Origin of the sequence: Pseudomonas persica (assembly GCF_900291015.1) — a bacterium.
Taxonomy (GTDB): Bacteria; Pseudomonadota; Gammaproteobacteria; order Pseudomonadales; family Pseudomonadaceae; genus Aquipseudomonas.
On record NZ_OLKL01000010.1, the window covers coordinates 119,688 to 144,093 of the forward strand.

A 24,406-nucleotide genomic window follows, 5' to 3' on the forward strand; every position below is an offset into this window, starting at 1 on the left:
GCTGAACTATCGGACCGCTGCCGTTTTCTACCGCCTTGCCTGACATGAGGCAGACACTGATAACAGCAAAGAAGGATGTTGCTCATGAAGAAGCTGCTCGGCTTGGCGGCGGCTGCCGTCTTCACCCTGGGGCACTCACTGTCGGCGCAGGCTGCCGACGTTTCGTTTTCGCTGGGGCAGACCGGTGACTCGACCATGGTCTACCGCTTGGGGCTGCAATCGAATTGGCAGGCCAGCTGGTGGCAGACCAGCGTCGGGCGCCTGACGGGGTACTGGGATGGGGCCTACACCTATTGGGATGGGGACGAGACTGCGAGCAACCACAGCCTGTCGTTCGCACCGGTGTTCGTCTACGAGTTTGCCGGGGAGTCGGTGAAGCCCTACATAGAGGCGGGTATCGGCGTGGCGGCGTTTTCCAGCACCGAACTGGAAGACAATGAACTGGGCTCGGCGTTCCAGTTCGAGGACCGCATCGGCTTTGGTCTGCGCTTTGCCGGTGGGCATGAGATTGGCGTGCGGGCGATTCACTATTCCAACGCGGGCATCAAGCAGCCCAACGATGGCGTGGAGAGCTATAGCCTGCATTACCGCATGGCGCTCTGAGCATCCTGTGCCGGCCTCTTCGCGGGTAAACCCGCTCCCACAGAACTCCCTGCACCTTGAGTCCAGTGATGTACCTGTGGGAGCGGGTTTACCCGCGAAGAAGGCGGTGCCGATATCAGATTCTATCGCGTCAATGGCCACAGGCTATCGAGATCCAAAGCCTCCAGCACCAGCTCCGGCTGCCCCTGCGGCCAGCGCCGCAGCAGCTCTTGCGCCGCACTCTGCGCTGTCCATTCTTCCGGTATCGCCAGCACTGGTGTCACAGGTGTCTTCAGTGACTGCGGCCCCACCACCGTCAGCTCAACCCCCTGACCCTTCAACGCCTGACGCTGCTCGCGCATCCACTGCGGCATATTGTTCCAGCCCGCAGTCAGCTGCGTCGGGGCATACAACTGCAAGGCCGAATAGCGGTTGAACACTGCCATCACCTGCGGCGAGTCACCCTTCGCCAGCAAAGGCAGCGCACTGGCCAGGCAATGTTCGCCGGCCAACTGGTTGCCAGTGACGATCGCCCCGAACAACTCGCTGTCCGCCACATTGTCCGCCAGGTAATCGCTGGTACCGGCGTTGATGATCAAGCCGTCCAGCGCGCACCAGGCATGGCAGATCTGCTGGCTGGCCTGGGCCGCCTGCTGTTCTTCGTGCAACTGCCAGGGCAAGCGCAACAATTGGCTGCCATAACGCGTCGCCAAGGCATCCAGTGCCTCGCTGTCCTTGCCGCTGGCAGCTACCCGGTGGCCTCCAGCGAGCAACTTTTCCACCAGCGCCAGGCCTAGTCCATTGCCGGCCCCCGTTACCCAGATACTGCGTGCATTGTTCAAGATAGCGCCCTCTGATCCTGCCGGCGCTGGAGGCCCTTGAACGCCTCCAGCGCGCGCTGGCGACTGCTGCCGAGATCGACGATTGGACTGTAGTAGGATTGTCTGGCAAAAAGATCGGCTGATCTTACGGGAAGATGAATGGTTTTTTCATCCAGCTCCTGCAATTCCGGCAACCAATGCCGAATGAAACGCCCCTGCGGATCGAAACGCTGCGACTGCGAAACCGGGTTGAAGATGCGGAAATAGGGCACGGCGTCGGTGCCGGTGGACGCGCTCCACTGCCAGCCGCCGTTGTTGGCGGCCAGGTCGCCGTCTATCAAGTGGCGCATGAAATGCCGCTCGCCCTTGCGCCAGTCGATCAGCAGGTTCTTGCTGAGGAACATGGCCACGATCATGCGCAGGCGGTTGTGCATCCACCCGGTGTGCAGCAGTTGGCGCATGGCGGCGTCGATGATCGGGAAGCCGGTACGGCCCTGTTCCCAGGCTTCAAGGTCGGCTGGTGCGTCGCGCCAGGGCAGGGCTTCGGTCTGGGCGCGGAAGGCGCGGTGACGTGAGACCTGTGGGTAACCGGTCAGGATGTGCTTGTAGAATTCGCGCCAGAGCAGCTCGTTGATCCAGGTTTGCACGCCGCTGCTGCCGCTGTCGAACTCGCCGCGGTTGCTGGCCAGGGCGCCGTGCAGGCACTGGCGCGGCGAGATCACGCCAGCAGCCAGGTAGGCGGAGAGCTGGCTGGTGCCGGGTTTGGCAGGCAAGTCGCGCAGCTGTTGGTAGTCGTCGATGGTTTCGTCGAGAAAGCGGGCCAGCCGCGCTTGCGCCTCGGCTTCACCGGCCGGCCAGTGGTCGCGCAGGGCATGCGCGGGTTTTTCGAAGCCGTCCACCTGCTGGGGAATGGGGTCACTAACGATTGGCAGCGGTGCCTGGCGCTTTACCCGCTGGGCCAGGGCGGGGAGGCCGCGGTGCAGGTGCTCCAGGCAGCTTTTCTTGAACTGGCTGAACACCTGGAAGTAGTCGCCGCTGCGGGTAAGGATGGTGCCAGGGCGGAACAACAGCTGGTCGAGGTGGCTGTGGGCCTGGATAGCCGACTTTTCCAGCAGCACCCGGGTGGCGGCGTCGCGCCGTTGCTCGTTGATGCCGTACTCCTCGTTCCAGTGCACGCTTTGCACCTGATGTTGGCGGCAGACGTCGAGCACGGCCTGTGGCGCCTGGTCCCAGGTGTCGATCTTGCGGATCAGCAGGGGAATGTTCAGGCGTTCCAGCGACTGGCGCAGGTCGCGCAGGTTGCGCAGCCAGAAGTCGACTTTGCAGGCGGCGTCGTCGTGGGCCTGCCATTGCCCGGGGCTGACCAGCCACAGGGCGAGGCTGGGACCGCGCTCGCTGGCGGCGCTGAGCGCGGTGTTGTCATCGATGCGCAGGTCACTGCGCAGCCAGGTCAGGTGCATGGTGCGGTCATCTCTTCGGGCTGGCGGTCATGGGCTTGCAGCAAACGCAGTGCCGCCTGTGGGGTATCGAACAGGGCGAGGTTGGGCAGCCTGAGGGCGCGCAGCCGGGCTTCGTGCAGCGCCAGCGTTGGCCCGCCGACCAGGGTCGGCACGGGCAGGTTGGGCAGGGCGCGTTGCAGCGCCTTGTCATCGATGCGTGGCCCCAGGTGCAGCAGCACGGCGCGCGGCTTGAGCGTGGTGGCGGCGCGTTGCAGGTGCGCGCCGGCAATGGCGTGTTCCAGCACTTCGACCGGCAGGCCGTTGCTGGTGAACAACCAGGCGCATAACCACAAACCGGGGCTGAAGGCGCATTCGCTGTCTTCGGCCAGCAAGACGGCAGGGCCTTGCAGCAACTGGTTGTCGTGGTAGACCCGGGCGCCCAGCTTGCTGCGCAGCCAGCTGTGGAAAAACACCTGCTCCAACCGTGCATTGAAATAGTTGCGCCAGCGCAGGTCGAGGAGATCGAGCAGTGGCAACAGTAATTGCTCGCACAGGGTGACAGCCGGGTACAGGGCCATTGCCTGGTTGAGCTGCTGGTCGAGGGCTCGTTGCGACAGATTGGCGACGGCTTCGATCAGCTGGAACTGCCTGGCCTGCCAGTCGCCTTTGGGCGGTGTACTGGAGGGTTTGTCGAGCAGCTCGCGTACCTGGCTGACCGACGCGCCACGCTGTAGCCAGGCAAGGATCGCCTCGACCCGCTCGACCTGATCCAGCGGGTACAGGCGATGCCCCTTTGCCGTGCGCTGAGGCTTGAGCAGGCCGTAGCGCCGCTCCCAGGCGCGCAGCGTTACGGGGTTGACGCCGGTGCGCCGAACCAGTTCGCCGATGGGCAACAGGGTTTCAGACGGCATTGCGCAGGCCCAGGCGCTCGGGGTGCGGCTGCAGGTAGGCCTGCTGCTGCAGATACGGGTCGGGGTGCTTGCGCAAATGGTGCTTGAGCAGGGTCAGCGGCACTACCAGCGGCACAACGCCTTGCTGGTATTGGCCGATGACTGTCTGCAACTCGGCTTTGTCTTGCTGTGTCAGGGCGTCCTTGAAGTAGCCACTCAGATGCTGCAGCACGTTGCCATGGGTGCCACGGCTGGCACAGCGGCGCAGGGCCTGCATCAGCTGGCTGAAATAGCGCGGGCCGATGCTTTGCGGGTCATCGTCCTTGCTCATGCTGCCGAGCAGGCGCCCCAGGTTGCGGTAGGCCTGGGGGTTGTTGGCCATCAGCAGGTACTTGTAGCGCGAGTGGAAACGCACCAGGGCGCCCCGGCTCAGGCCCTCGGCCAGCAGGCACTGCCAGTCGGCGTAGGCGTACACGCGGCTGATGAAATTCTCGCGTAGCACCGGGTCGTGCAGGCGACCTTCTTCTTCCACCGGCAGGTCAGGGCGCCGTGCGCAGAACGCCTGGGCAAACACGCCCCGCCCGCCGTGGAAGGCCGGATGGCCATTGTCCTGGTACACCTTGACTCGCTCCAGGCCACAGGAAGGCGACTTCTGCATGAAGATGTAGCCGCAGATATCGTCGAGTTCGACGGCCATTTGCTCGCCGTAGCTGCGCAGCGGGCCGGTCAGGTCCATGTCGGGGTTGCGGGTGCCAACCACTTCCGGTTGCTCGGGGTCGCCGACCAGGCGGATCGGGTCGCGCGGTACGCCCAGGCCGATGGCGACCTCCGGGCACACCGGCAACCAGTCGAAGTGTTCCTCGAGCTGCATACGGCACAGGTCGGAGGCCTTGTGGCCGCCGTTATAGCGCACGCTGTGCCCGGTCAGGCAGGCGCTGATGGCGATGCGCAGCTTGCTGTGGGTGGATGGGTCGTGCATGGGCTGCCTCCAAATAACCTGTACGAGACAAAAAACTTGTATAGGTTATTCCAGCACAGCCCGATGGTTATGCAAACCGGTTTTTTTGTATGGCTTTACATCACTCGAGGTGTTCGAGCAGCCGACGCGCTGCTTCCTGGCCACTGAGCCAGGCGCCTTCGACGCGCCCGGACAGGCACCAGTCGCCGCAGGCGTACAAGCCTTGGTCGGCATCGGCCAGCGCACCCCATTCATGGTTGCTGCTCGGACGGGCATACAGCCAGCGGTGGGCCAAGGCAAAAGTAGGCGCCGGCACCACGCAGCCGACCAGTTCGGCGAACTCGCCCCACAGCTGTTCGATCACCTCTTCCTTGGGCAGGTCGATGTGTTGCCGGCTCCAGTTCGAGGTGGCGTGTAGTACCCAGGTGTCGAACTTCTCGTCACGGCCGGGCTTGCTGCGGTTGCGCGCCAGCCAGTCGAGCGGGTTGTCCTGCACGAAGCAGCCTTGCATCGGAGTGTCCAGCGGGCTCTGGAAGGCCAGGGCGACAGCCCAGGTGGGCTCCATCTGCACGCCGGCGGCCACGGCAGCGAGTTTCGGGGTGGAGGCCAGCAGCGGCGTGGCTTGCGGTGCCGGCACGGCGATCACCACGCGGCTGTAGGGGCCGTGGCTGCAGCCTTCGGTATCCTGCAAGTGCCAGTACTGCTTGCCGCGGAACACCTCGGCTATGCGGCAGCCAAAGTTGACCGTCACGTCCTTGAGCAGGCCACGGGTGATTGCACTCATGCGCGGCACGCCCACCCAGCGCGTCTGCTCGTCGGGGGAGGGGCTGAGTTCACCATCGCGGTAGTTGTACAGTTGCGGCTTCCATTGTTCGGCCCAACCAGCGGCAACCCACTGCTGTACCTGCTCGACGAAGCGCCGGTCACGGGCAGTGAAGTACTGGGCCCCAAGGTCCAGTGCGCCGACTTCGCTGCGCTTGCTGGCCATGCGCCCGCCACTGCCGTGGCCTTTGTCGAACAAATGCACGGATTGCCCGGCCTTCTGCAAGGCCTGGGCGGCTGACAGACCGGCGATACCGGCCCCGATGATGGCGATAGGTACTGTCATGATGGCCTCTTCAAACCTTGCTGTAAGCAGACTACGCTGTCAGGAAAACCTGTACAATACATAAATTTTGTATAAGGTTATTCCGCGTTGGCAGACAGGTTGACCTATGTTTATCCGAGAGCGTCGGGTCAAAAAAGTGCCTTGATGTTAAAAATAGACCACCGCCGCATTCTGCGAGGACACAGCCATGCATATATTGCTGACAGGCGGCACCGGGTTGATTGGCAAGCACCTGTGCCAGTACTGGCTCGGCCAGGGTCATCGCCTGACGGTGTGGAGCCGGCGACCTGAGCAGGTGCCGAAAATCTGTGGGACCGGCGTACGTGGCATCGCCCGCCTGGAGCAACTGGAGGCGGATGATCAACTGGACGCGGTGATCAACCTGGCCGGCGCGCCGATTGCCGACCGGCCCTGGACGGCCGCTCGGCGCAACCTGCTGTGGGCCAGCCGCGTTACCCTCACCGAGCAGTTGCTGGCCTGGCTGGGCACCCGCGAACAGCGCCCGGAAGTGCTGATCTCCGGCTCTGCGGTGGGCTGGTACGGCGACGGTGGCGAACGCGAGCTGACCGAGGCTTCACCGCCGGTGCGCGAAGATTTCGCCAGCCAGTTGTGCATTGCCTGGGAAGAGACGGCCCTGCGTTCCCAGGCCCAGGGCATTCGCGTGGTGCTGGTGCGTACCGGCTTGGTGCTGGCCAGTGATGGCGGCTTTTTGTCGCGCCTGCGCATGCCCTTCAAACTGGGGCTGGGTGGCCCTTTGGGTGACGGGCGGCAGTGGATGCCCTGGGTCCATATAGATGACCAGGTCGCCCTGATTGATTTTCTCTTGCAGCACAAGGATGCCAGCGGTCCTTATAATGCCTGCGCCCCGGAGCCGGTGCGCAACCGCGAGTTCGCCAGGCGCCTGGGCCGCACCCTGCGCCGGCCGGCGCTGCTGCCGGTGCCGGCACTGCTGCTCAAGGTCGGGTTGGGGGAGCTGTCGACCCTGCTGCTCGGCGGCCAGCGCGCCCGCCCGGTACGCTTGCTGGCGGCAGGCTTCACCTTCCGCTTCAACGATTTGCAATCGGCCCTGGACAACCTGTCCAGCCGCCTCTGACATAGGACGCTGCATGACCGATCACGCCCTGCTGCTGGTCAACCTGGGTTCCCCGGCCTCCACCTCGGTCGCCGATGTGCGCCGCTACCTCAACCAGTTTCTCATGGACCCGTACGTGATCGACCTGCCCTGGCCGGTACGGCGCCTGCTGGTGTCGTTGATCCTGATCAAGCGCCCGGAGCAGTCGGCGCATGCCTATGGCTCCATCTGGTGGGACGAGGGCTCGCCACTGGTGGTGCTGACCCGTCGTCTGCAGGCGGCGCTGGTCGAGCACTGGCCCCATGGCCCGGTGGAAATTGCCATGCGCTATGGCCAGCCGGCCTTGCCCGAGGTGCTGGAGCGTCTGGTGGCCCAGGGTGTGCGCAAGGTGACCCTGGCACCGCTATACCCACAGTTCGCCGACAGCACGGTGACCACTGTGGTGGAGCTGGCAAAGCAGACGGTCAGTGAACGCCAGTTGCCGCTGCAGCTGCGCGTGCTGCAGCCGTTCTACGAGCACCCGGACTACATCGAGGCACTGGCCGCCAGCGCCCGGCCTTACCTGGAGCAGGCTTACGACCACTTGCTGTTGAGCTTCCATGGTTTGCCGGAACGACACCTGAAGAAGCTGGACCCGACCGGCAAGCATGACTTCCAGGCGGCCGATTGCTGCAAGGATGCCAGTGCCGATATGCGCGCGGTGTGCTACCGCGGGCAGTGCCTGGCCACGGCCAGGGCCTTTGCGCAGAAAATGGGCATACCCGATGGCAAATGGTCGGTGTCGTTCCAGTCGCGGCTGGGGCGGGCCAAATGGATCGAACCCTATACCGAGGCACGGTTGGATGAGCTGGCCAAGGCCGGGGTGAAGAAGCTGCTGGTAATGTGCCCGGCGTTCGTGGCCGATTGCATCGAGACGCTGGAAGAGATCGGCATGCGCGGGAGCGAGCAGTTTGTCGAGGCCGGCGGGCGGGAGTTGGTGCTGGTGCCGTGCCTGAATGATCACCCGGAGTGGGTGAAGGCGCTGGCGGGGATGTGCGAAAAAGCCTGAGTCCAGGGTTGCCTGTTCTGGCCTATTCGCGGGTAAACCCGCTCCCACAGGTTTTGCACAAGACCTGAGGGCAGCGGGGTACCTGTGGGAGCGGTTTTACCCGCGAAGTGGCCAGGTCAGGCTAAAGCCGGATCAAGGCAACTGATCATCCAGCTTCTTGTGCTTCCAGCCATCATTGCCCGGCAAGATCAGGTTCAGGGCGATAGCCACGATGGCGCACAGGGCGATGCCCTTCAGGCCCCAGTCATCCGGGCCGTCACCGCTGCCGATCAGTACGCCGCCGATACCGAACACCAGGGTTACCGACACGATCACCAGATTGCGCGCTTCGGCCAGGTCGATCTTGTGGCGGATCATGGTGTTCATGCCCACCGCCGCGATCGAGCCGAACAGCAGGCACAGGATGCCGCCCATCACCGGTACCGGGATGCTCTGCAGCAGCGCGCCGAACTTGCCGATGAAGGCCAGCGTGATGGCGAAGACCGCTGCCCAGGTCATGATCTTCGGGTTGTAGTTCTTGGTCAGCATCACCGCGCCGGTCACTTCGGCGTAGGTGGTGTTGGGCGGGCCACCGAACAGGCCGGCTGCGGTGGTGGCCAGGCCGTCACCCAGCAGGGTGCGGTGCAGGCCGGGCTTCTTCAGGTAGTCACGGCCGGTCACGCTGCCGACCGCGATCACCCCGCCGATGTGCTCGATCGCCGGTGCCAGGGCAACCGGGACGATGAACAGGATGGCCTGCCAGTTGAACGCTGGCGCGGTGAAGTTGGGCAGCTCCAGCCACGGTGCGGCGGCGATCCTGGCAGTGTCGACCACGCCAAAGGCGAACGACAGGGCAAAGCCGACCAGCACGCCGGCAATGATCGGCACCAGACGGAAGATGCCCTTGCCGAACACGGCGACGATCAGCGTGGTCAGCAGGGCCGGCATCGAGATCATCATGGCGGTCTGGTACGGCAGCAGCACGCTGCCGTCACCGGCCTTGCCCATCGCCATGTTGGCGGCGATCGGCGCCATGGCCAGGCCGATGGAGATGATCACCGGGCCGATCACCACCGGCGGCAGCATGCGGTCGATGAAACCGGTGCCTTTGATTTTCACCATCAGGCCCATGAAGGTGTACACGAAGCCTGCGGCCATCACGCCGCCCATGGTCTCGGCCAGGCCGAACTGGCCCTTGGCGAGGATGATCGGGGTGATGAAGGCAAAGCTCGAGGCCAGGAACACTGGTACCTGGCGGCCGGTGACCAGCTGGAACAGCAGAGTGCCGATGCCGGCGGTGAACAGCGCGACGTTCGGGTCGAGGCCGGTGATCAGTGGCATCAGCACCAGCGCGCCGAATGCCACGAAGAGCATCTGCGCGCCCGAAACGACCTGGCGCCAGAGCGGGTCGTTGAAGCCGTCCTGCATGGTCAGGCGTCCTTTTGCTTGGTGCCGAAAATCTTGTCACCGGCGTCGCCCAGGCCTGGCACGATGTAGCCGTGTTCGTTCAGGCGCTGGTCGACCGAGGCGGTGTAGATCTGCACGTCCGGGTGGGCTTTTTCCACCGCTTCGATGCCTTCTGGCGCGGCGACCAGGACCATGGCGCGGATCTCTTTGCAGCCGGCTTTTTTCAGCAGGTCGATGGTGGCGACCATCGAACCGCCGGTGGCCAGCATCGGGTCGATGATCAGGGCCAGGCGCTGGTTGATGTCCGGCGCGAGCTTTTCCAGGTAGGTGTGGGCTTCGAGGGTTTCCTCGTTACGGGCAACGCCGACGGCACTGACCTTGGCACCCGGGATCAGGCTGAGCACGCCGTCGAGCATGCCGATACCGGCGCGCAGGATCGGCACCACGGTAATTTTCTTGCCGGCGATTTTTTCAACTTGCACCTTGCCGCACCAGCCGTCGATCTCGTAGGTTTCGAGCGGCAGGTCCTGGGTGGCTTCGTAGGTCAGGAGCGCGCCGACTTCCTGGGCAAGTTCGCGAAAATTCTTGGTGCTGATATCGGCACGGCGCATCAGGCCGAGCTTGTGGCGGATCAGCGGATGGCGGATCTCACGAGTGGGCATAGGGGGCTCCGAAAGGCGGGCAAAAAAACCGCGCTAGATTAATCTATCCAGCCTGTGCTGTCGTCTGGTCATTTTGGACGTTAGTCCATAAATGCTTGATCTGTGACGAGCGGATGCGTACCTTTGCCCGCTTTTCCAAAATGCCCCCCGGAGAGCACCATGTCCGCCGATCTCGAGCATATCCGTCAAGTCATGCGTGAAGCTGACTGCCTGTACACCGAAGCCGAAGTCGAAGCGGCCATCGCCAAAGTCGGCGAGCAGATCTGCAAGGACCTGCACGACAAGAACCCGGTGGTGTTCTGCGTGATGAACGGCGGCCTGATCTTCTCCGGCAAACTGCTGACCCACTTGCAGTTCCCGCTGGAAGCCAGCTACCTGCACGCCACCCGCTACCGCAACCAGACCAGTGGCGGCGAGCTGTTCTGGAAGGCCAAACCGGAAGTGTCGTTCATCGACCGTGACGTGCTGATCGTCGACGACATCCTCGACGAAGGCCATACCCTCAGCGCCATCATCGAGTTCTGCAAGCATGCCGGCGCGCGTTCGGTGCACACCGCGGTACTGATCGACAAGGACCATGACCGCAAGGCCAGCCCGGAGCTCAAGGCCAACTACGTGGGCCTGCCCTGCGTCGACCGCTACATCTTCGGTTACGGCATGGACTACAAAGGCTACTGGCGCAACGCCAACGGCATCTTCGCCGTCAAGGGCTTGTGATCATGCGCCAGCCTGCGTTCATCGACCAGTCGCTGTTCGCCGGGCTGGCCGCACAGGCTGCCGCCAACCCGCGCGGGCGGCAGCATCACAACTTCCATGAGATGGAAGAACCCTGCCACCGCATGGCGGTCGGCCTGCAGCCGAGCACCTATATTCCGCCACACCGCCACCTGAGCGCCGACAAGGCCGAGGCGCTGGTCGTACTCAAGGGGCGCCTGGGCCTGCTGATCTTCGATGAGCAGGGGGCTGTTACCGACAAGCGGGTGCTGCAAGCCGGTGGTGACTGCCTGGGTGTCGACCTGGCGCCCGGCATTTATCATGGGCTGGTGGTGCTTGAACCGGACAGCATCCTGTTCGAGTGCAAGGCCGGGCCATACCGGCCGGTGGGCGAGGGTGAGCATGCGCACTGGGCTCCGCGCGAAGGAGAACAGGGCGTGGCCGAGTACCAGGCCTGGATGCTCGCGCAGTTCGATTGATGTTGCCTGCACCGGCCCATCGCCGGCAAGCCGGCTCCCACATGGATAGCGGGGAACCTGTGGGAGCTGGCTTGCCGGCGATAGGGCCGGTACAGCCCAGACACAGCATGCTAGAGTGCCCTTTCATTCAAGGAGCCTCACATGCGTGCGTTTCTTCCCCTCCTGCTGGCGGTCAGCCTGCCACTCGCCGCCGCACCGCTGCACAGCCAGTTCCTGCCACCTGACGACCAGTCCCTGCGCCAGGAAGCGCCGACCGGCCAGCAATTGCTGCAAGTGACCGACTACTCGGTGGTAGTGGGTACCCAGCGCCAGTCCGACCAGCAGCCGATCCCGATCACTTCGTCGTTGCAGGTGCGCCTCAAGGGCAAACCGCTGAGCAAGGGCGCGACCATCGCCCAGGTGCTGCTGACCTTCGACGGTGAGGCCGGCAAGAGCCTGAAGAAGCCTGTGTACGACGAGAAAACCCGCACCCTGAGCCTGAATTACCCGGTCAGCGACTACCGGGTGATCATGGACCTGCTGCGCAACGAGACGCTGTATGTGCAGTTTCTCACGTACGGCAACGGCCACGTCTGGGCCGACCTGCACACCGGTACCGTACGTACGCGTTGAGGCGCCCGGCCTGCGGGGGGTACACTGCCGGCCTTCGAAATTTCGTGATGGTCCAGTTGGAGTCGGCAATGCGTAAAGACAAGAAACAGGTAATCGGTGACGAGATCAGCGACGACTACATCAAGACGTTCCTTCAGTTCGAGCCGGCCGATGGCGTGACCTCGCCGTCGCTGCACAAGCTGGTCAAGGCCTACCGCGGCCTGCGCATCGACGATTTCGCGCGTTTTGTCGGCTTCTTCGTCGAGGCCGGGCTGGACCTGGATGGCAAGGACGAGCACGGCAAGACCTTTGTCGAGCAGATTGCCGACCAGCGCAATGCGCCGGACTACATCGAGATCATCGCCAACGCCCGTGGCTGATCTGTAAGCCTGTCCCGGCCACAGGTACAGCACAGCCCTCAGCTGTGGTGCGGTCCTTGTGGGAGCGGGTTTACCCGCGAAAGGGCCGGAACAGGCTGACAAAGATCCAGGCACAAAAAAACGCCCCGCGGGGCGTTTTTTCGTTACCGGCCGAATCAGGCGTAATGCTTGGCCGCCGGGCTGCTTTCCACCAGTTCCAGCGCCACGTCGTTGTCGGCACTGATCTTGTGGTACAGGGCGGCATCGGTCGCCAGGATCTTCTCGCGAGCCGGGAAGATTTCCTTGAGCTTGGCAGCCCAGGCGCCTTTGGCCTGCTCGGGGAAGCAGCGCTCGATCAGTTCCAGCATGATCGACACGGTCACCGAAGCACCCGGCGATGCTCCGAGCAGCGCGGCCAGGCTGCCGTCCTGGGCCGAGACCAGCTCGGTACCGAACTGCAGCACGCCGCCTTTCTTCGGGTCTTTCTTGATGATCTGCACACGCTGACCAGCCACTTCCAGGCGCCAGTCTTCGGCCTTGGCCTGCGGGTAGAAGCGACGCAGGGCTTCCAGGCGCTGCTCCATCGACTGCATCACTTCGCTGACCAGGTACTTGGTCAGGTCCATGTTGTCACGGGCCACGGCCAGCATCGGGCCGATGTTGCCCATGCGCACCGACAGCGGCAGGTCCATCAGCGAACCGTGCTTGAGGAACTTGGTGGTGAAGCCGGCATAGGGGCCGAACAGCAGCGAAGTCTTGCCGTCGACCACGCGGGTATCCAGGTGCGGTACTGACATCGGCGGGGCGCCGACCGCGGCCTGGCTGTAAACCTTGGCCTGGTGCTGCTTGACGATCTCCGGGTTGTCGCAACGCAGCCACTGGCCGCTGACCGGGAAGCCGCCGAAGCCTTTGCTTTCCGGGATGCCCGACAGCTGCAGCAGCGGCAGCGCCGCGCCACCGGCGCCGAGGAAGACGAAGCGGGCGTCCACTTCACGGCTGCCGCCGCTGTTGACGTCCTTGATGCTCACGGTCCAGCCCTTGCCGTTACGGCGCAGGCCGACGACCTTCTTGCTGTACTTGACCTGGGCGTCCTGCGAGTCGCCCAGCAGCTTCAGCAGCTTGTTGGTCAGGGCGCCGAAGTTGACGTCGGTGCCTTTGGCCACGCGGGTGGCGGCGATGTGCTGGTCGGCCGGGCGGCCTGGCATCATCAGCGGCATCCAGTCGTTCATCACGGCCTTGTCTTCGGTGTATTCCATGTCGGCGAAGGCATGGTGCTGCTTGAGCAGCTCATAGCGCTTCTTGAGGAAGGAAACACCTTTGTCACCCTCGACGTAGCTCAGGTGCGGGACAGGGTTGATGAAGGCACGCGCCGAGCCGAAGTTGCCCTTCTTGCTCAGGTAGGCCCAGAACTGGCGCGAAACCTCGAACTGGGTGTTGATGTGCACGGCCTTCTTGATGTCGATGCTGCCATCGGCGGCCTGGGGCGTATAGTTAAGCTCGCACAGGCCGGCATGGCCGGTGCCTGCGTTGTTCCAGGGGTTGGAGCTTTCCGCGGCTCCGGAGTCCATCGCCTCCACGACCTCAAGCTTCAGGGTCGGGTCGAGCTCCTTGAGCAGTACGGCCAGGGTGGCACTCATGATGCCCGCGCCTACCAGTACCACATCAACCGATTCGTTCTGCGCCATTTAACGCGTCTCCACAATCTACAGCTACCTAATTGACAGCACGGGACCTGGGTTCGCCAAGGTCGCCATGTCCGACTTTTCGCAGTTCTTGCAACTTCCGCGGACACCGCCAATCAGTCTTCGGGTTCGGCTATTGAACGCCGTTTGCCACGGGTGCGGCAATTCGACTTATGGTCAGGGTGTCGTGCGTGCGTTATGGAACGGCTCAGACACTCATACGGGATGAGCGAATTTGCCGCCTGTTCAGGGCTGTTCGGGACACATCTGCCGCTTTTGCACATGCCAGACTGTTCATTTGCTCGCCACACTCTTGTGAAGTTGTGAAAACCGTTTTTTCACGCTCTTTTGGAGTCGTGAACCTCAAAAGGGGACTGCGCGATGGCAACCCGCAGGTTCATGCAATGTGAAGGGCCGGAAAAGCAGGCACGACAGCCGATGCAAGACCTGAGTGGAAGGCTCTCTGTGGGCGAAGCGTTGAAGTTGCCGGGGTCAATCGGCGAGTGCGGGGCCCGATCAGGAGACGTCCTTATAATCGGGGGGAGATTATAGCGATGTCGCGGGCAGAAATGTCGCCATTCGTGGTTTTTATTGCAGCGTTTGTCAGACCGCGAGGATGCGCTGGTGCCAGCGGCGGCTTGCGCGGGCGCAAACCCGGGCGCTGGCGGGCAGTTCGCGGCCCAGCCAGGCAAGCTGGATCTCGCCGACCTGGACCCAGCCGCTGCCGCAGGGCGCCTGGCTGCATTGCTTGAAGGCCAGGCATTTGCCGTCGCCGTCGAGGCGGGCATAGGCGTTGTGGCGCGGGCGTTGGAAGAGCAGGGTCCAGAGCGAGGCCATGGCGGCGAGTCCTGTGCGTTAGGGCTTGGCGCAAGGATAAGGGCGCGGCGATGAAACGATTGTGACAGGCGGGGTGGACCGATGACTGGTAGATGCCTGGCTAGGTATACTGTGAACCTTAGCCGCATTTTCTGGAGAAACGCGCATGTTGCAACGTCTGCTGTTCGGTTTGATCGCCGTAGCCAGCCTCAGCCTGGTCGGTTGTGCCCACAGCCCGCAACAACTCAACCCGCAACCCACGCTCAAGGCCCAGCTCGCCCCCGTCGGCCATGGCCAGCCGGTCGTGGTCCGGGTGGTTGACGGCCGGGCTTCGCAGTCCCTGGGCACTCGCGGTGGCATGTACCCCGAGACCAGCACCATCAGCGTCAGCGGTAACGACATCGTGCCCAAGCTGCAGGCCCAGGCCGAAGCCGCCGTACGCCTGCTCGGCTTCACCCCGACGCCGAACGCCTACAATGCGCCGCAGCTGACCGTGACCCTGGCCGAGCTGAAGTACCAGTCGCCGAAAGATAACCTGTACGTGACCGAGGCCACCATCGGCGCCACCTTCCGTGCCGACGTGTCCAATGGTGGCCGCCGCTACAGTGGTCGTTACGGCGCTTCGCTGGACCAGCGTTTCGGCATGGCGCCGAACCAGGAAACCAACACCCAGCTGGTGGGCGATGTGCTGAGCGATGCCCTGACCCGCATGTTCAAGGACCCGACCATCGGGCAGGTGCTGGGGCAGTAAGCCTTCAGCGGTAAAACAGAACCCGTTGCCTGTGTTCCAGGCAGCGGGTTTTTTGTTGTCTGTGCCAGATGAAATTTGATGACACTTTGTCGCCTGGGCCGGGCATCAGGGAACGACTTGGGTAAAATGCCGGGCTTTGCCGTCGCTCATACCTAGGTTGCGTGATGTCCTTGCAAGTGCTCTGGGGGTTCCTGGCCGCCCACCCGACCAAGCTGATCAATCTGCTGGCGCTGCTGCTGACCTGCCCGGGCGGGTTGCTGCTGCACAGTGCACGGCGGCGCGCGGCCGAGACCCGCGAATACATGGCAGTAGAGGAGGGGGTAGTGGACGCATTCGACCTGCGGGTGCCGCGCTATTTCTACATTCTCGGTTTTTCGTGCCTGGCGATGGCGTTGCTGTTGTCCTGGTTCAGTACCTGGGTTTGAGCGCCTGCGGCCGCTTTGCGGTCCATCGCCGGCAAGCCAGCTCCCACAGGATTGCACGAGCCTGAGGGAAGTGCGGTCTCTGTGGGAGCTGGCTTGCCGGCGATGGGCTGCAAAGCAGCCCCGGCATTCGCTCAGGCAACCGGCGCTTGCTGCCTGACCTGATACTGGTTACGCACCGGCGTCGCATACTGCAGCACCAGATACGGCCGCTGCTCCTCAGGGCAGGCCTCCAGGCGGCGTTGCCATTCCTCCCTGGCCCGGGCCAGCTCATCAGCCGGGAACACCTTATCGGCGCTCGGCACCTGCAGCGCCTCATCCTTGCCATCCCACATCGCATAGGCCAGGTAGTGCACCGGGAACAGCCGGTAGCCACCGAGGATCTGCCGGTCGATTTCCACCGCCAGCTGCTTGGTGTCCTCGTGGTACTCGCTCACCGGCGGGGCGAAGTTGATGTGCACCCGGCCCTTGTAGCCGGTAATGCCCTTGGCGATGCTGTTGTCGTCCTCGCCCGGCGCCTTCTTGTAGGTGCCGGTGGTGGCGCGGATGTACAGCTCGCGGGCCTTGGCCTGGTCGCACGGGTCATATTCGTAGCTGATCGACACCGGTGTCAGGTTCAGGCTCTGGATCACTGCGCCGAACGGCTCGTCCTTGCGGCTCATGTGGAACATCTTGAGGATCGCCGAGTCGGTGCGGTCGTCACCGTCCTTGGCCCGGCCTTCGGCCTGGGCGATCCAGATCGACGTGGCGTCGTTGCGGATCGAATGGTTGATGTAGGCCGAGAGCAGCTGGTAGGCCGCCAGCTTCTCGCGGCGCCCACTGATCGAGCGGTGCACGATGAAGCTCTTGTTCAGGCGCATCATGTCGCTGACAAACGGTTTTTGCAGCAGGTTGTCGCCAATGGCGATGCGCGGCGTGGGCAGGCCGGCGTGGTACACCGCATAGTTGACGAAGGCCGGGTCCATGACGATGTCACGGTGGTTGGCCAGGAACAGGTAGGCGGTGCCGGCCTTGAGCTGCTCCACGCCCGAATAGGTGACACCGTCGGTGGCGCGGTCGATGGTCTGGTCGACGTAGTACTCGACTTTGTCCTGCAAGGTCGAGACACAAGTGACGCCGGCGAATTCCTTGCGCAGGCGGCGGGCGATCAGCGGTTTGAGCAACCAGCCGAGAGCACCGGCCGCACGCGGGAAGCGGAAGTGGGTGAGGATATCGAGGAATGCCGGGTCGCTGAGCAGGCGTGCCAGAACGGCAGGGACCTCAGCGTCGTCGTACGGTCGGATGGCATCGAATTCGCCCATCATGCTCTCTTGTTGGAAACGGCTAGGGTAATAAGGTAGGGACGGGCTCCGAAAAACGGCTCGGACACACACAGGCCCTGTAAACAGACCGGCAATTATACGCATAAGTCACTGCGGAGACCGCGATGCTGGAAACCGACTTCTATGATTGCCCTTATTGTGGCGAACGTGTGGAAACCACTGTTGACCTGTCAGGTGGTGACCAGGTCTACACCGAGGACTGCCAGGTGTGCTGTCAGCCTGTGGTGTTCATTCTGCAGGTGCATGGTGACGAATGGATGCTCGAAGTCCGCCGCGAGGACGATACCTGATGCAACGCATCTACGAACCGGAAAGCCTGCTCGAGGCGGAAATGCTGGCGGGCATGCTCGCCAGCGAGGGGATCGAGGCGCACCTGGTCGGCCGTGACCTGGTCGGTGCTGCCGGCGAGCTACCGCTGCAGGGCCTGCTGGGGCTTGCCGTGGCTGATGAGCAGGCCGAGTACGCACGGCAGCTGATCGATGCGTACAATGACGCCCAGCCACTGGTTGGCGACGAACCGGAGAGTTTCCCCGGTACCTTGATCTGCTAGGTTCTGAATTCGCCCATGTGTGGACGTTACGCCCTGTTTCGCTGGCCCCAGGCCCTTGCCAGTCTGCCGGGCTTTCCCGTCGGCCAGCCGGCCCAATGGAATATCTCGCCGGGCGCCTCGGTGCTGATCCAGCGCCAGCTCGACGGCCAGCTGCAGCTGGCCATGGCGCGCTGGGGGCTGACCCCGGCCTGGCTCACCGACCTTTCCCGTACCCCCGCCCATGCCCGTGCCGAAACCCTGGCCGAGCAGCCAATGTTTCGCGACGCGTTTCGCCAGCGCCGCTGCCTGATGCCGGCCAACGGCTTTTACGAATGGCGTGGCAGCGTGCGCAAGCGCCCGTACTGGCTGACCCCGGGGCAGGGTGCGTCGCTGAACTTCGCCGCCGTGTGGGAGGCTTACCCGGTGCAGGACCAGGTGTGGCTGAGCTGCGCGGTGGTGACCCAGGCGGCGATGAACCAGCGTCGGCCGCTGATACTGGACGATGCGGGGCAGGCGGCCTGGCTTGACCCGGACACACCGCTGACCCGCCTGCATGAATTGCTGGCCAGCCCGCCGGCGACGTTGCGCGAGCGGGCCCTGGCCAACTTCGTCAATGACCCGAAGCTGGATGCGCCGGAGTGCCTGACCCCGGTTTGATGTTTTGCCTGTGCCGGCCCCATCGCCGGCAAGCCAGCTCCCACAGGTACTGCACAAGGCTTGAAGTCGATGCAGTCGAGGTGGGAGCGGGTTTACCCGCGAAGAGGCCGGTGCAGGCGACGAAAATCTTCCCTGCGGCTATGGCGGCCCCAAGCGACTCGGCCTAGGATACGGCGCATGTGGATAGGGAGTGTTTTCATGCGTAAGTCTTTTGTCGTCAGCCTGTTGAGTGCTGGCATCCTGCTAGCCGGCTGCCAGGCGGTGAATACCACCAGCGGCGGTGCTGTCGGCGTCGAGCGCCAGCAGTACATGTTCAGCATGCTCTCGACCGCTGAGGTCAACCAGATGTACGCCCAGTCGTACCAGCAGACTCTGGGTGAGGCATCGAACAAAGGCGTGCTGGACAAGTCCAGCGCTGATGCCAAGCGTGTCCAGGTCATTGCCAACCGCCTGATCGCCCAGACGCCCAAGTTCCGCCCGGATGCCGCGCAATGGAACTGGGAAGTCAACGTGATCAAGAGCGACGAGCTCAACGCCAACTGCGGCCCGGGCGGCAAGATCATCGTCTACACCGGGCTGATCGATCAGCTCAAGCTCACCGATGCGGAAATTGCTGCGGTGGTGGGCCACGAGATCGCCCACGCCCTGCGTGAGCACAGCCGCGAGGCGATGTCCAAGGCGTATGGCGTGGAAATGGCCCGCCAGGGTGCCGGTGCCCTCTTTGGCCTTGGCCAGGGTAGCATGGCCATGGCCGATACCGTGGTGAACTATGCCATGACCCTGCCCAACAGCCGGGCCAACGAGAACGAGGCCGACCTGATCGGCCTGGAGCTCTCGGCGCGTGCCGGTTACGACCCGAATGCCGCGATCACCTTGTGGAACAAGATGAGCCAGGCGTCCGAAGGCGCACCGCCTGAGTTCATGAGCACTCACCCGGCGTCCCAGAGCCGCATTGCTTCGCTGCAGGCGGCGATTCCGAAGGTGATGCCGCTGTATCAGGCGGCCAAGAAGTAAGACCTGAAGGGGCCGCAGCGCGGCCCTTTCAGCAGTTACCCGATCCAGCCACTGGCCTTCATCGCCGAGTACACGGCCACGATCGCCAGCACGAAGAACGCCGTGGCCGCCAGGCGACGGATCAGCGTCAACGGCAGTTTGTCCGCCGCGAAGTTGCCCGCCAGTACCACCGGCACGTTGGCAATCAGCATGCCCAGGGTGGTGCCGATAATGACCATGATCAGGTGCGGATACTGTGCTGCCAGCATCACCGTGGCGACCTGGGTCTTGTCACCGATTTCAGCCAGGAAGAACGCGATCAGCGTGGTCAGGAACGGCCCGAAGCGGCGTGCCGGGTTCTCGTCGTCATCCATCTTGTCCGGGACCAGCGTCCACAGTGCAGTGGCGGTGAAGCTCGCAGCCAGAATCCAGTGCAGTGCCGAGTCACTGAAGAAGCTGCCGACCCACGCGCCCACGGCACCGGCCGCGGCATGGTTGGCCAGGGTGGCGGCGATGATACCGGCGATGATCGGCCAGGGCTTGCGGAAGCGGGCAGCGAGAATGAGCGCGAGCAATTGCGTCTTGTCGCCGATTTCGGCGAGGGCAACGATGGCGGTGGGGACCAACAGAGATTCCAGCATCAGGATTCCTACGGGGGCGGGTCGACACGGCTATGACACGTACAGCCTCCCCGCCCCGGGTAAGGTGTGCGTGTCATAGGTCTTGTCAAACCCTGGATCCGTCTATGCGGATCTCGCCATGCAGGCTGCATGGTGGGTCGCACGCGCCATGGTCTGTTGACCAAGTATGTTGACGCGTACCGGGCGAGCTGGGCGCTCGCGGGAGACTACTCCCCTAGGACGGTGCGGATTCTGCCTAGGCGAAACGCTTTCGGCAAGCGCTGTTTTTATCCGCGTGTTGCCCGATAGATGCGGAAGCCGTCCGCCTCGTCGCGTACCTGGCAGTTGCCCAGCGCCCCTTCGATCAGCGGCTGGTAGCGCAGGAAACTGTTGGCAACCAGGCGCATTTCGCCACCTTTTCGCAGATGAACGGCCGATTTTTTCAGCAAGTTTTCTGACGCCTGGTAGTTGGTGTGCACCCCGGTATGGAACGGCGGGTTGCTCAGGATCAGGCTCAGCTCGGTCGGCGCCGCATCGATGCCATCGCCGCTGATCACTTCGCCTTCCAGACCATTGGCGGCCAAGGTCAGGCGGCTGGCGGCCACGGCGAAAGCATCCACGTCCAGCAGGGTGACCCGGCTTTGTGGATAACGGCGCTTGACCGTGGCACCCAGCACCCCGGCACCGCAGCCGAAGTCCAGTACATGGCCGCTCGGCAGGCCATCGAGGTGCTTGAGCAGCAGGGCGGTACCGCGATCGAGGCGACCATGGCTGAACACACCGGGCAGGCTGACCACCTGCAGCGGGCCGTCTTCCAGGCAGAGCTCGAAGCGTTCGGCCAGGCTTTCCAGGGGTTTGGCTGCTGGCGCGTGCTCGATGGTCACCTGCCACAGCTGGCAATGGCGGGCGCTGTCGAGCTTGCGCGGCTTGCCAAAGGCCTGCAGCTGCTTGGCCGCGCCTTCGATGCCACCGCGTTTCTCGCCGACCAGGTACAGCTCACGGCCGGCCAGGCGCGCGGCCAGGGCGTTGAGCAGGTAGGCGGCCAGTTCGCGGGACTTGGGCAGGAACAGCACGGCGTTGTCGAACGCCACTTCAGGGGGCGCCACTGCATAGTGGCTGCGGCCGGCGAAGCGGCTTTCGAGCATGGCCTGATCGCCCGCGTGCCAGGTCCAGGCCTGGGCCTGGGGCAACTGAGCGAGCAGGCCGTCGGCGGGGGCGCCGGCGAGCAGCAGCGGCCCCTGGAACAGCTCTGCCTGGCGGAGCAACACTTCACTGCGCGGGTCCATGGACGACGCCTCCTGGAAAAAAGTGGCGCAGTGTAGCAGAGCTGGGCGCCGGGCTCAGCTGACCACGCGGCGTGGCTGCCCGGCGAAGAAGGCCTGGGCGTTCTCGCTGAGCTGGCCGACGATACGCTGGCGCGACTCCACCGCCCCCCAGGCGCTGTGCGGGGTGATGATCAGGCGCGGGATGCCGGGTTCGAGCAGCGGGTTGCCATTGACCGGCGGCTCCACGCTCAGCACGTCGGTGGCGGCGCCGCCCAGGTGGCCACTGCGCAGGGCGGCGGCCAGCGCCTGTTCGTCGATCAGGCCGCCACGGGCGGTGTTGACCACCAGCGCGTTGGGCTTGAGCAGAGCCAGCTGGCGGGCCCCGAGCATGTGTCGGGTGTGCTCGTTCAGCGGGCAGTGCAGGGTCAGGGCATCGACTTGCGGCAGCAGCTCGTCCAGTGGCAGCCGGTCGGGGCGTTCCGGGCGGCCGGGGATCTGCCCGCTGAGCACGCGCATGCCGAAGGCTTCGGCCAGCCGCGCCACCGCGCCGCCCAGTTCACCATGGCCGAGCAGACCGAGGGTCTTGCCCTCCAGCTCGACGATGGGGAAGTCCAGCAGGCAGAACTGGCTGGCCTTGGCCCACTGGCCGTCGGCTACTGCCTGGTTGTAGTCGCACAGGCGGGTGGCCAGGGCCAGCAGCAGGGCCAGGGTGTGCTGGGCGACGGACGGCGTGCCATAGCCCTGGCAGTTGCACACGGTAATGCCCTGGGCACGTGCTGTCGCCAGGTCGACATTGTTGGTGCCGGTGGCGGCCACCAGGATCAGCTTCAGTTGCGGGTTGGCGGCCAGGGTCGCGGCGTCGAGCATGACCTTGTTGCTGATCACCGCCACCGCGCCCTGCAGGCGTTCGGCGACTTGCTCCGGACGGGTGGCGGCGAACAGCTCGAACTCGTCGAACTGCTGCTGCAGGGGCGAGAGGTCGAGATCGCCCAGGTCCAGGGACTGGTGATCGAGAAATACGGCGCGACGCGGGCTGGGCATGGGGCTCTCCGGTGCAGGGCAGGGGTATTGGTGTTGTGGCCTTTCGCGGGTAAACCAGCTCCTACAGGTACTGCACCACTCCTGCAGGTTGTGGTGAACCTGGGTTTACCCGCGAAAGGGCCCTTTGCTGCAGTACAAATCTTGAAGCTGCTCGGCGCAGTGTCTAGCCCGCGGTTACTGCCCGTCAACGCCCGCCACTCATACCTTCGCCACGCAAATCATTCCTTCGGCTGATTTAGCCGTCACATTGGCGAACTACAGTAGTTCCCAGACTTGTCCGGCCCGCTTTTCAGAAAAGGGATACCCATGTTGCAGACCCGCATCATCAAGCCCGCCGAGGGCGCCTACGCCTACCCCCTGCTGATCAAGCGCCTGCTGATGTCCGGCAGCCGCTATGAAAAGACCCGCGAAATCGTCTACCGCGACCAGTTGCGGCTGACCTACCCCCAGCTCAACGAGCGCATCGCGCGCCTCGCCAACGTGCTGACCGAAGCCGGGGTAAAGGCCGGTGACACCGTGGCAGTGATGGACTGGGACAGCCACCGCTACCTGGAATGCATGTTTGCCATCCCGATGATCGGCGCGGTGGTGCACACCATCAATGTGCGCCTGTCGCCCGAGCAGATTCTCTACACCATGAACCACGCCGAAGACCGCGTGGTGCTGGTCAACAGTGACTTCGTCGGCCTGTACCAGGCCATCGCCGGGCAACTGACCACCGTCGACAAGACCCTGCTGCTGACCGACGGCCCGGACAAGACAGCCGAGCTGCCCGGCCTGGTCGGCGAGTACGAGCAACTGCTGGCCGCTGCCAGCCCGCGCTACGACTTCCCGGACTTCGACGAGAACTCGGTGGCCACCACCTTCTACACCACCGGCACCACCGGCAACCCCAAGGGGGTGTACTTCACCCACCGGCAACTGGTGCTGCATACCCTGGCCGAAGCCTCGGTGACCGGCAGCATCGACAGCGTGCGCCTGCTGGGCAGCAACGACGTTTACATGCCCATCACCCCGATGTTCCACGTGCATGCCTGGGGCATTCCCTATGCCGCCACCATGCTCGGCATGAAGCAGGTGTACCCGGGGCGCTACGAGCCGGACATGCTGGTCAAGCTGTGGCGCGAAGAGAAGGTCACCTTCTCCCATTGCGTGCCGACCATCCTGCAGATGCTGCTCAACTGCCCGACCGCCCTGGGGCAGGACTTCGGCGGCTGGAAGATCATCATCGGCGGCAGCGCGCTCAACCGCTCGCTCTATCAGGCCGCCCTGGCACGTGGCATCCAGCTGACCGCCGCGTATGGCATGTCCGAGACCTGCCCGCTGATTTCCGCCGCCCACCTGAACGACGAACTGCAGGCCGGTAGCGAGGATGAGCGCGTCACCTATCGCATCAAGGCCGGCGTACCGGTGCCGCTGGTCGAGGCGGCGATTGTCGACGGCGACGGCAACTTCCTGCCCGCCGATGGTGAAACCCAGGGCGAGCTGGTGCTGCGTGCGCCGTGGCTGAGCATGGGCTACTTCAAGGAGCCGGAGAAGAGCGAGGAGCTGTGGCAGGGGGGCTGGCTGCACACCGGTGATGTCGCCACGCTCGACGGCATGGGCTACATCGACATCCGCGACCGCATCAAGGATGTGATCAAGACCGGTGGCGAGTGGGTTTCCTCGCTCGATCTTGAAGACCTGATCAGCCGCCACCCGGCCGTGCGCGAAGTGGCGGTGGTGGGGGTGGCCGACCCGCAGTGGGGCGAGCGCCCGTTTGCCCTGCTGGTGGTGCGCGAAGGCCAGGTCATCGACGCCAAGGCGCTGAAGGAACACCTCAAGCCGTTCGTCGAGCAAGGGCACATCAACAAGTGGGCAATTCCAAGCCAGATCGCCGTTGTTACTGAAATTCCCAAGACCAGTGTCGGCAAGCTCGACAAGAAACGCATCCGCCAGGACATCGTCCAGTGGCAGGCCAGCAACAGCACGTTCCTTTCCACACTGTAACCGCCATGCGGGTCGCGTACCGCAGCACGCGACCCGCATGCTAGAGCGGTGGCGTCTTGCCAAATGGCAAAAATACGCCATCCTTTAGCACTGCCAGCGCGCTACCGGTACCACATTGCAGCGAGTTGGCAGCACGGAGCGCAAATCACACTTTAGAGGGATCAAGCGCCTGTGCCTTGCTGGCTATAGTCGGGGCCAGGGGATTTTCAG

Annotated in this window: 27 protein-coding genes and 1 riboswitch; of the genes, 14 read left to right on the forward strand and 13 right to left on the reverse strand. The window is 63.9% G+C overall.

Annotated features, from left to right (window positions below; all coding sequences use genetic code 11):
• Positions 1-84 precede the first annotated feature (84 nt).
• Complete coding sequence (locus FQ664_RS04275) at positions 85-603, forward strand: acyloxyacyl hydrolase (RefSeq protein ID WP_144170540.1); 519 nt, start codon at positions 85-87, stop codon at positions 601-603.
• Between the two features lie 122 nt (positions 604-725).
• Here FQ664_RS04275 and FQ664_RS04280 read toward each other — a convergent pair whose 3' ends face one another.
• The 5 genes from FQ664_RS04280 to FQ664_RS04300 form a co-directional block, all read right to left on the reverse strand.
• A complete protein-coding gene (locus FQ664_RS04280; RefSeq protein ID WP_144170541.1) occupies positions 726-1,424 on the reverse strand; it encodes an SDR family NAD(P)-dependent oxidoreductase in 699 nt (232 codons plus the stop codon).
• Positions 1,421-2,863, reverse strand: a complete 1,443-nt coding sequence (phrB, locus tag FQ664_RS04285; RefSeq protein WP_144170542.1) for a deoxyribodipyrimidine photo-lyase — start codon at positions 2,861-2,863, stop codon at positions 1,421-1,423. The genes FQ664_RS04280 and phrB overlap by 4 nt, the downstream gene beginning before the upstream one ends.
• Positions 2,854-3,753, reverse strand: a complete 900-nt coding sequence (locus FQ664_RS04290) for a MerR family transcriptional regulator (protein WP_144170543.1) — start codon at positions 3,751-3,753, stop codon at positions 2,854-2,856. Before FQ664_RS04290 ends, phrB begins: the two co-directional genes overlap by 10 nt.
• On the reverse strand, positions 3,743-4,711 hold the full coding sequence (locus tag FQ664_RS04295) for a YbgA family protein (protein WP_144170544.1): 969 nt from the start codon (positions 4,709-4,711) through the stop codon (positions 3,743-3,745). The genes FQ664_RS04290 and FQ664_RS04295 overlap by 11 nt, the downstream gene beginning before the upstream one ends.
• Positions 4,712-4,811: 100 nt before the next feature.
• The gene (locus FQ664_RS04300; protein ID WP_144170545.1) at positions 4,812-5,798 is read right to left on the reverse strand and encodes an NAD(P)/FAD-dependent oxidoreductase; all 987 of its coding nucleotides are present in this window, start codon (positions 5,796-5,798) and stop codon (positions 4,812-4,814) included.
• A 187-nt stretch (positions 5,799-5,985) separates the two neighbouring features.
• On the opposite strand from FQ664_RS04300, the gene FQ664_RS04305 reads away from it, so the two are divergent.
• Complete coding sequence (locus FQ664_RS04305) at positions 5,986-6,891, forward strand: TIGR01777 family oxidoreductase (protein ID WP_144170546.1); 906 nt, start codon at positions 5,986-5,988, stop codon at positions 6,889-6,891.
• Positions 6,892-6,904: 13 nt separating this feature from the next.
• Positions 6,905-7,918: a ferrochelatase gene (gene hemH, locus FQ664_RS04310; RefSeq protein ID WP_144170547.1), complete on the forward strand. Its 1,014-nt coding sequence runs from the start codon at positions 6,905-6,907 to the stop codon at positions 7,916-7,918.
• Between the two features lie 132 nt (positions 7,919-8,050).
• Here hemH and FQ664_RS04315 read toward each other — a convergent pair whose 3' ends face one another.
• The gene (locus FQ664_RS04315; RefSeq protein ID WP_144170548.1) at positions 8,051-9,325 is read right to left on the reverse strand and encodes a uracil-xanthine permease family protein; all 1,275 of its coding nucleotides are present in this window, start codon (positions 9,323-9,325) and stop codon (positions 8,051-8,053) included.
• A 2-nt stretch (positions 9,326-9,327) separates the two neighbouring features.
• Entirely contained in the window at positions 9,328-9,966 is a 639-nt protein-coding gene (gene upp / locus FQ664_RS04320) for a uracil phosphoribosyltransferase (protein WP_087502882.1), read from the reverse strand.
• A gap of 159 nt (positions 9,967-10,125) precedes the next feature.
• Between upp and FQ664_RS04325 the strand changes: the two genes are divergently transcribed.
• From FQ664_RS04325 to FQ664_RS04340, 4 genes are all read left to right on the forward strand, one after another.
• Positions 10,126-10,683: a hypoxanthine-guanine phosphoribosyltransferase gene (locus tag FQ664_RS04325; protein ID WP_003256346.1), complete on the forward strand. Its 558-nt coding sequence runs from the start codon at positions 10,126-10,128 to the stop codon at positions 10,681-10,683.
• Between the two features lie 2 nt (positions 10,684-10,685).
• On the forward strand, positions 10,686-11,159 hold the full coding sequence (locus FQ664_RS04330; RefSeq protein WP_144170549.1) for a WbuC family cupin fold metalloprotein: 474 nt from the start codon (positions 10,686-10,688) through the stop codon (positions 11,157-11,159).
• A 141-nt stretch (positions 11,160-11,300) separates the two neighbouring features.
• A complete protein-coding gene (locus FQ664_RS04335) occupies positions 11,301-11,771 on the forward strand; it encodes a hypothetical protein (RefSeq protein WP_144170550.1) in 471 nt (156 codons plus the stop codon).
• A 68-nt stretch (positions 11,772-11,839) separates the two neighbouring features.
• Positions 11,840-12,130 (forward strand): PA4642 family protein, encoded by a 291-nt coding sequence (locus tag FQ664_RS04340; RefSeq protein WP_144170551.1) that lies wholly within the window; start codon positions 11,840-11,842, stop codon positions 12,128-12,130.
• A gap of 155 nt (positions 12,131-12,285) precedes the next feature.
• On the opposite strand, the gene mqo is transcribed toward FQ664_RS04340, so the two are convergent.
• Positions 12,286-13,794, reverse strand: coding sequence for a malate dehydrogenase (quinone) (gene mqo / locus FQ664_RS04345; RefSeq protein ID WP_144170552.1), 1,509 nt, complete (start codon positions 13,792-13,794; stop codon positions 12,286-12,288).
• A 600-nt stretch (positions 13,795-14,394) separates the two neighbouring features.
• Positions 14,395-14,628 (reverse strand): hypothetical protein, encoded by a 234-nt coding sequence (locus FQ664_RS04350; protein WP_144170553.1) that lies wholly within the window; start codon positions 14,626-14,628, stop codon positions 14,395-14,397.
• A gap of 145 nt (positions 14,629-14,773) precedes the next feature.
• Here FQ664_RS04350 and FQ664_RS04355 point away from each other — a divergent pair, with 145 nt between their 5' ends.
• Positions 14,774-15,358 carry a YajG family lipoprotein gene (locus FQ664_RS04355; RefSeq protein WP_013970929.1) on the forward strand — a complete coding sequence of 195 codons (585 nt, stop codon included), beginning with the start codon at positions 14,774-14,776 and terminating at the stop codon, positions 15,356-15,358.
• Between the two features lie 164 nt (positions 15,359-15,522).
• Positions 15,523-15,783 (forward strand): hypothetical protein, encoded by a 261-nt coding sequence (locus FQ664_RS04360; protein ID WP_144170554.1) that lies wholly within the window; start codon positions 15,523-15,525, stop codon positions 15,781-15,783.
• A gap of 131 nt (positions 15,784-15,914) precedes the next feature.
• Here the strand turns inward: FQ664_RS04360 and FQ664_RS04365 are convergent, their stop codons facing one another.
• Positions 15,915-17,081, reverse strand: coding sequence for a 1-acyl-sn-glycerol-3-phosphate acyltransferase (locus tag FQ664_RS04365; RefSeq protein WP_144170555.1), 1,167 nt, complete (start codon positions 17,079-17,081; stop codon positions 15,915-15,917).
• Between the two features lie 125 nt (positions 17,082-17,206).
• On the opposite strand from FQ664_RS04365, the gene FQ664_RS04370 reads away from it, so the two are divergent.
• The 4 genes from FQ664_RS04370 (at position 17,207) to FQ664_RS04385 (ending at position 19,302) form a co-directional block, all read left to right on the forward strand.
• Positions 17,207-17,392 (forward strand): CPXCG motif-containing cysteine-rich protein, encoded by a 186-nt coding sequence (locus FQ664_RS04370; protein WP_063911241.1) that lies wholly within the window; start codon positions 17,207-17,209, stop codon positions 17,390-17,392.
• Positions 17,392-17,652 carry a putative signal transducing protein gene (locus FQ664_RS04375; protein WP_085623735.1) on the forward strand — a complete coding sequence of 87 codons (261 nt, stop codon included), beginning with the start codon at positions 17,392-17,394 and terminating at the stop codon, positions 17,650-17,652. Before FQ664_RS04370 ends, FQ664_RS04375 begins: the two co-directional genes overlap by 1 nt.
• A 15-nt stretch (positions 17,653-17,667) precedes the next feature.
• A complete protein-coding gene (locus tag FQ664_RS04380; RefSeq protein ID WP_144170556.1) occupies positions 17,668-18,288 on the forward strand; it encodes an SOS response-associated peptidase in 621 nt (206 codons plus the stop codon).
• A gap of 198 nt (positions 18,289-18,486) precedes the next feature.
• Positions 18,487-19,302 carry a M48 family metallopeptidase gene (locus FQ664_RS04385; RefSeq protein ID WP_144170557.1) on the forward strand — a complete coding sequence of 272 codons (816 nt, stop codon included), beginning with the start codon at positions 18,487-18,489 and terminating at the stop codon, positions 19,300-19,302.
• A gap of 35 nt (positions 19,303-19,337) precedes the next feature.
• Here FQ664_RS04385 and FQ664_RS04390 read toward each other — a convergent pair whose 3' ends face one another.
• From FQ664_RS04390 to FQ664_RS04400, 3 genes are all read right to left on the reverse strand, one after another.
• A complete protein-coding gene (locus FQ664_RS04390; protein ID WP_003247342.1) occupies positions 19,338-19,922 on the reverse strand; it encodes a TMEM165/GDT1 family protein in 585 nt (194 codons plus the stop codon).
• 87 nt (positions 19,923-20,009) lie between these two features.
• Positions 20,010-20,149, reverse strand: a riboswitch (yybP-ykoY riboswitch).
• Between the two features lie 39 nt (positions 20,150-20,188).
• On the reverse strand, positions 20,189-21,187 hold the full coding sequence (locus FQ664_RS04395; protein WP_144170558.1) for a class I SAM-dependent methyltransferase: 999 nt from the start codon (positions 21,185-21,187) through the stop codon (positions 20,189-20,191).
• A 54-nt stretch (positions 21,188-21,241) separates the two neighbouring features.
• A complete protein-coding gene (locus tag FQ664_RS04400; RefSeq protein WP_144170559.1) occupies positions 21,242-22,207 on the reverse strand; it encodes a 2-hydroxyacid dehydrogenase in 966 nt (321 codons plus the stop codon).
• A 306-nt stretch (positions 22,208-22,513) separates the two neighbouring features.
• Here FQ664_RS04400 and FQ664_RS04410 point away from each other — a divergent pair, with 306 nt between their 5' ends.
• Positions 22,514-24,196: a fatty acid--CoA ligase gene (locus FQ664_RS04410; RefSeq protein ID WP_144170561.1), complete on the forward strand. Its 1,683-nt coding sequence runs from the start codon at positions 22,514-22,516 to the stop codon at positions 24,194-24,196.
• Positions 24,197-24,406 lie beyond the last annotated feature (210 nt).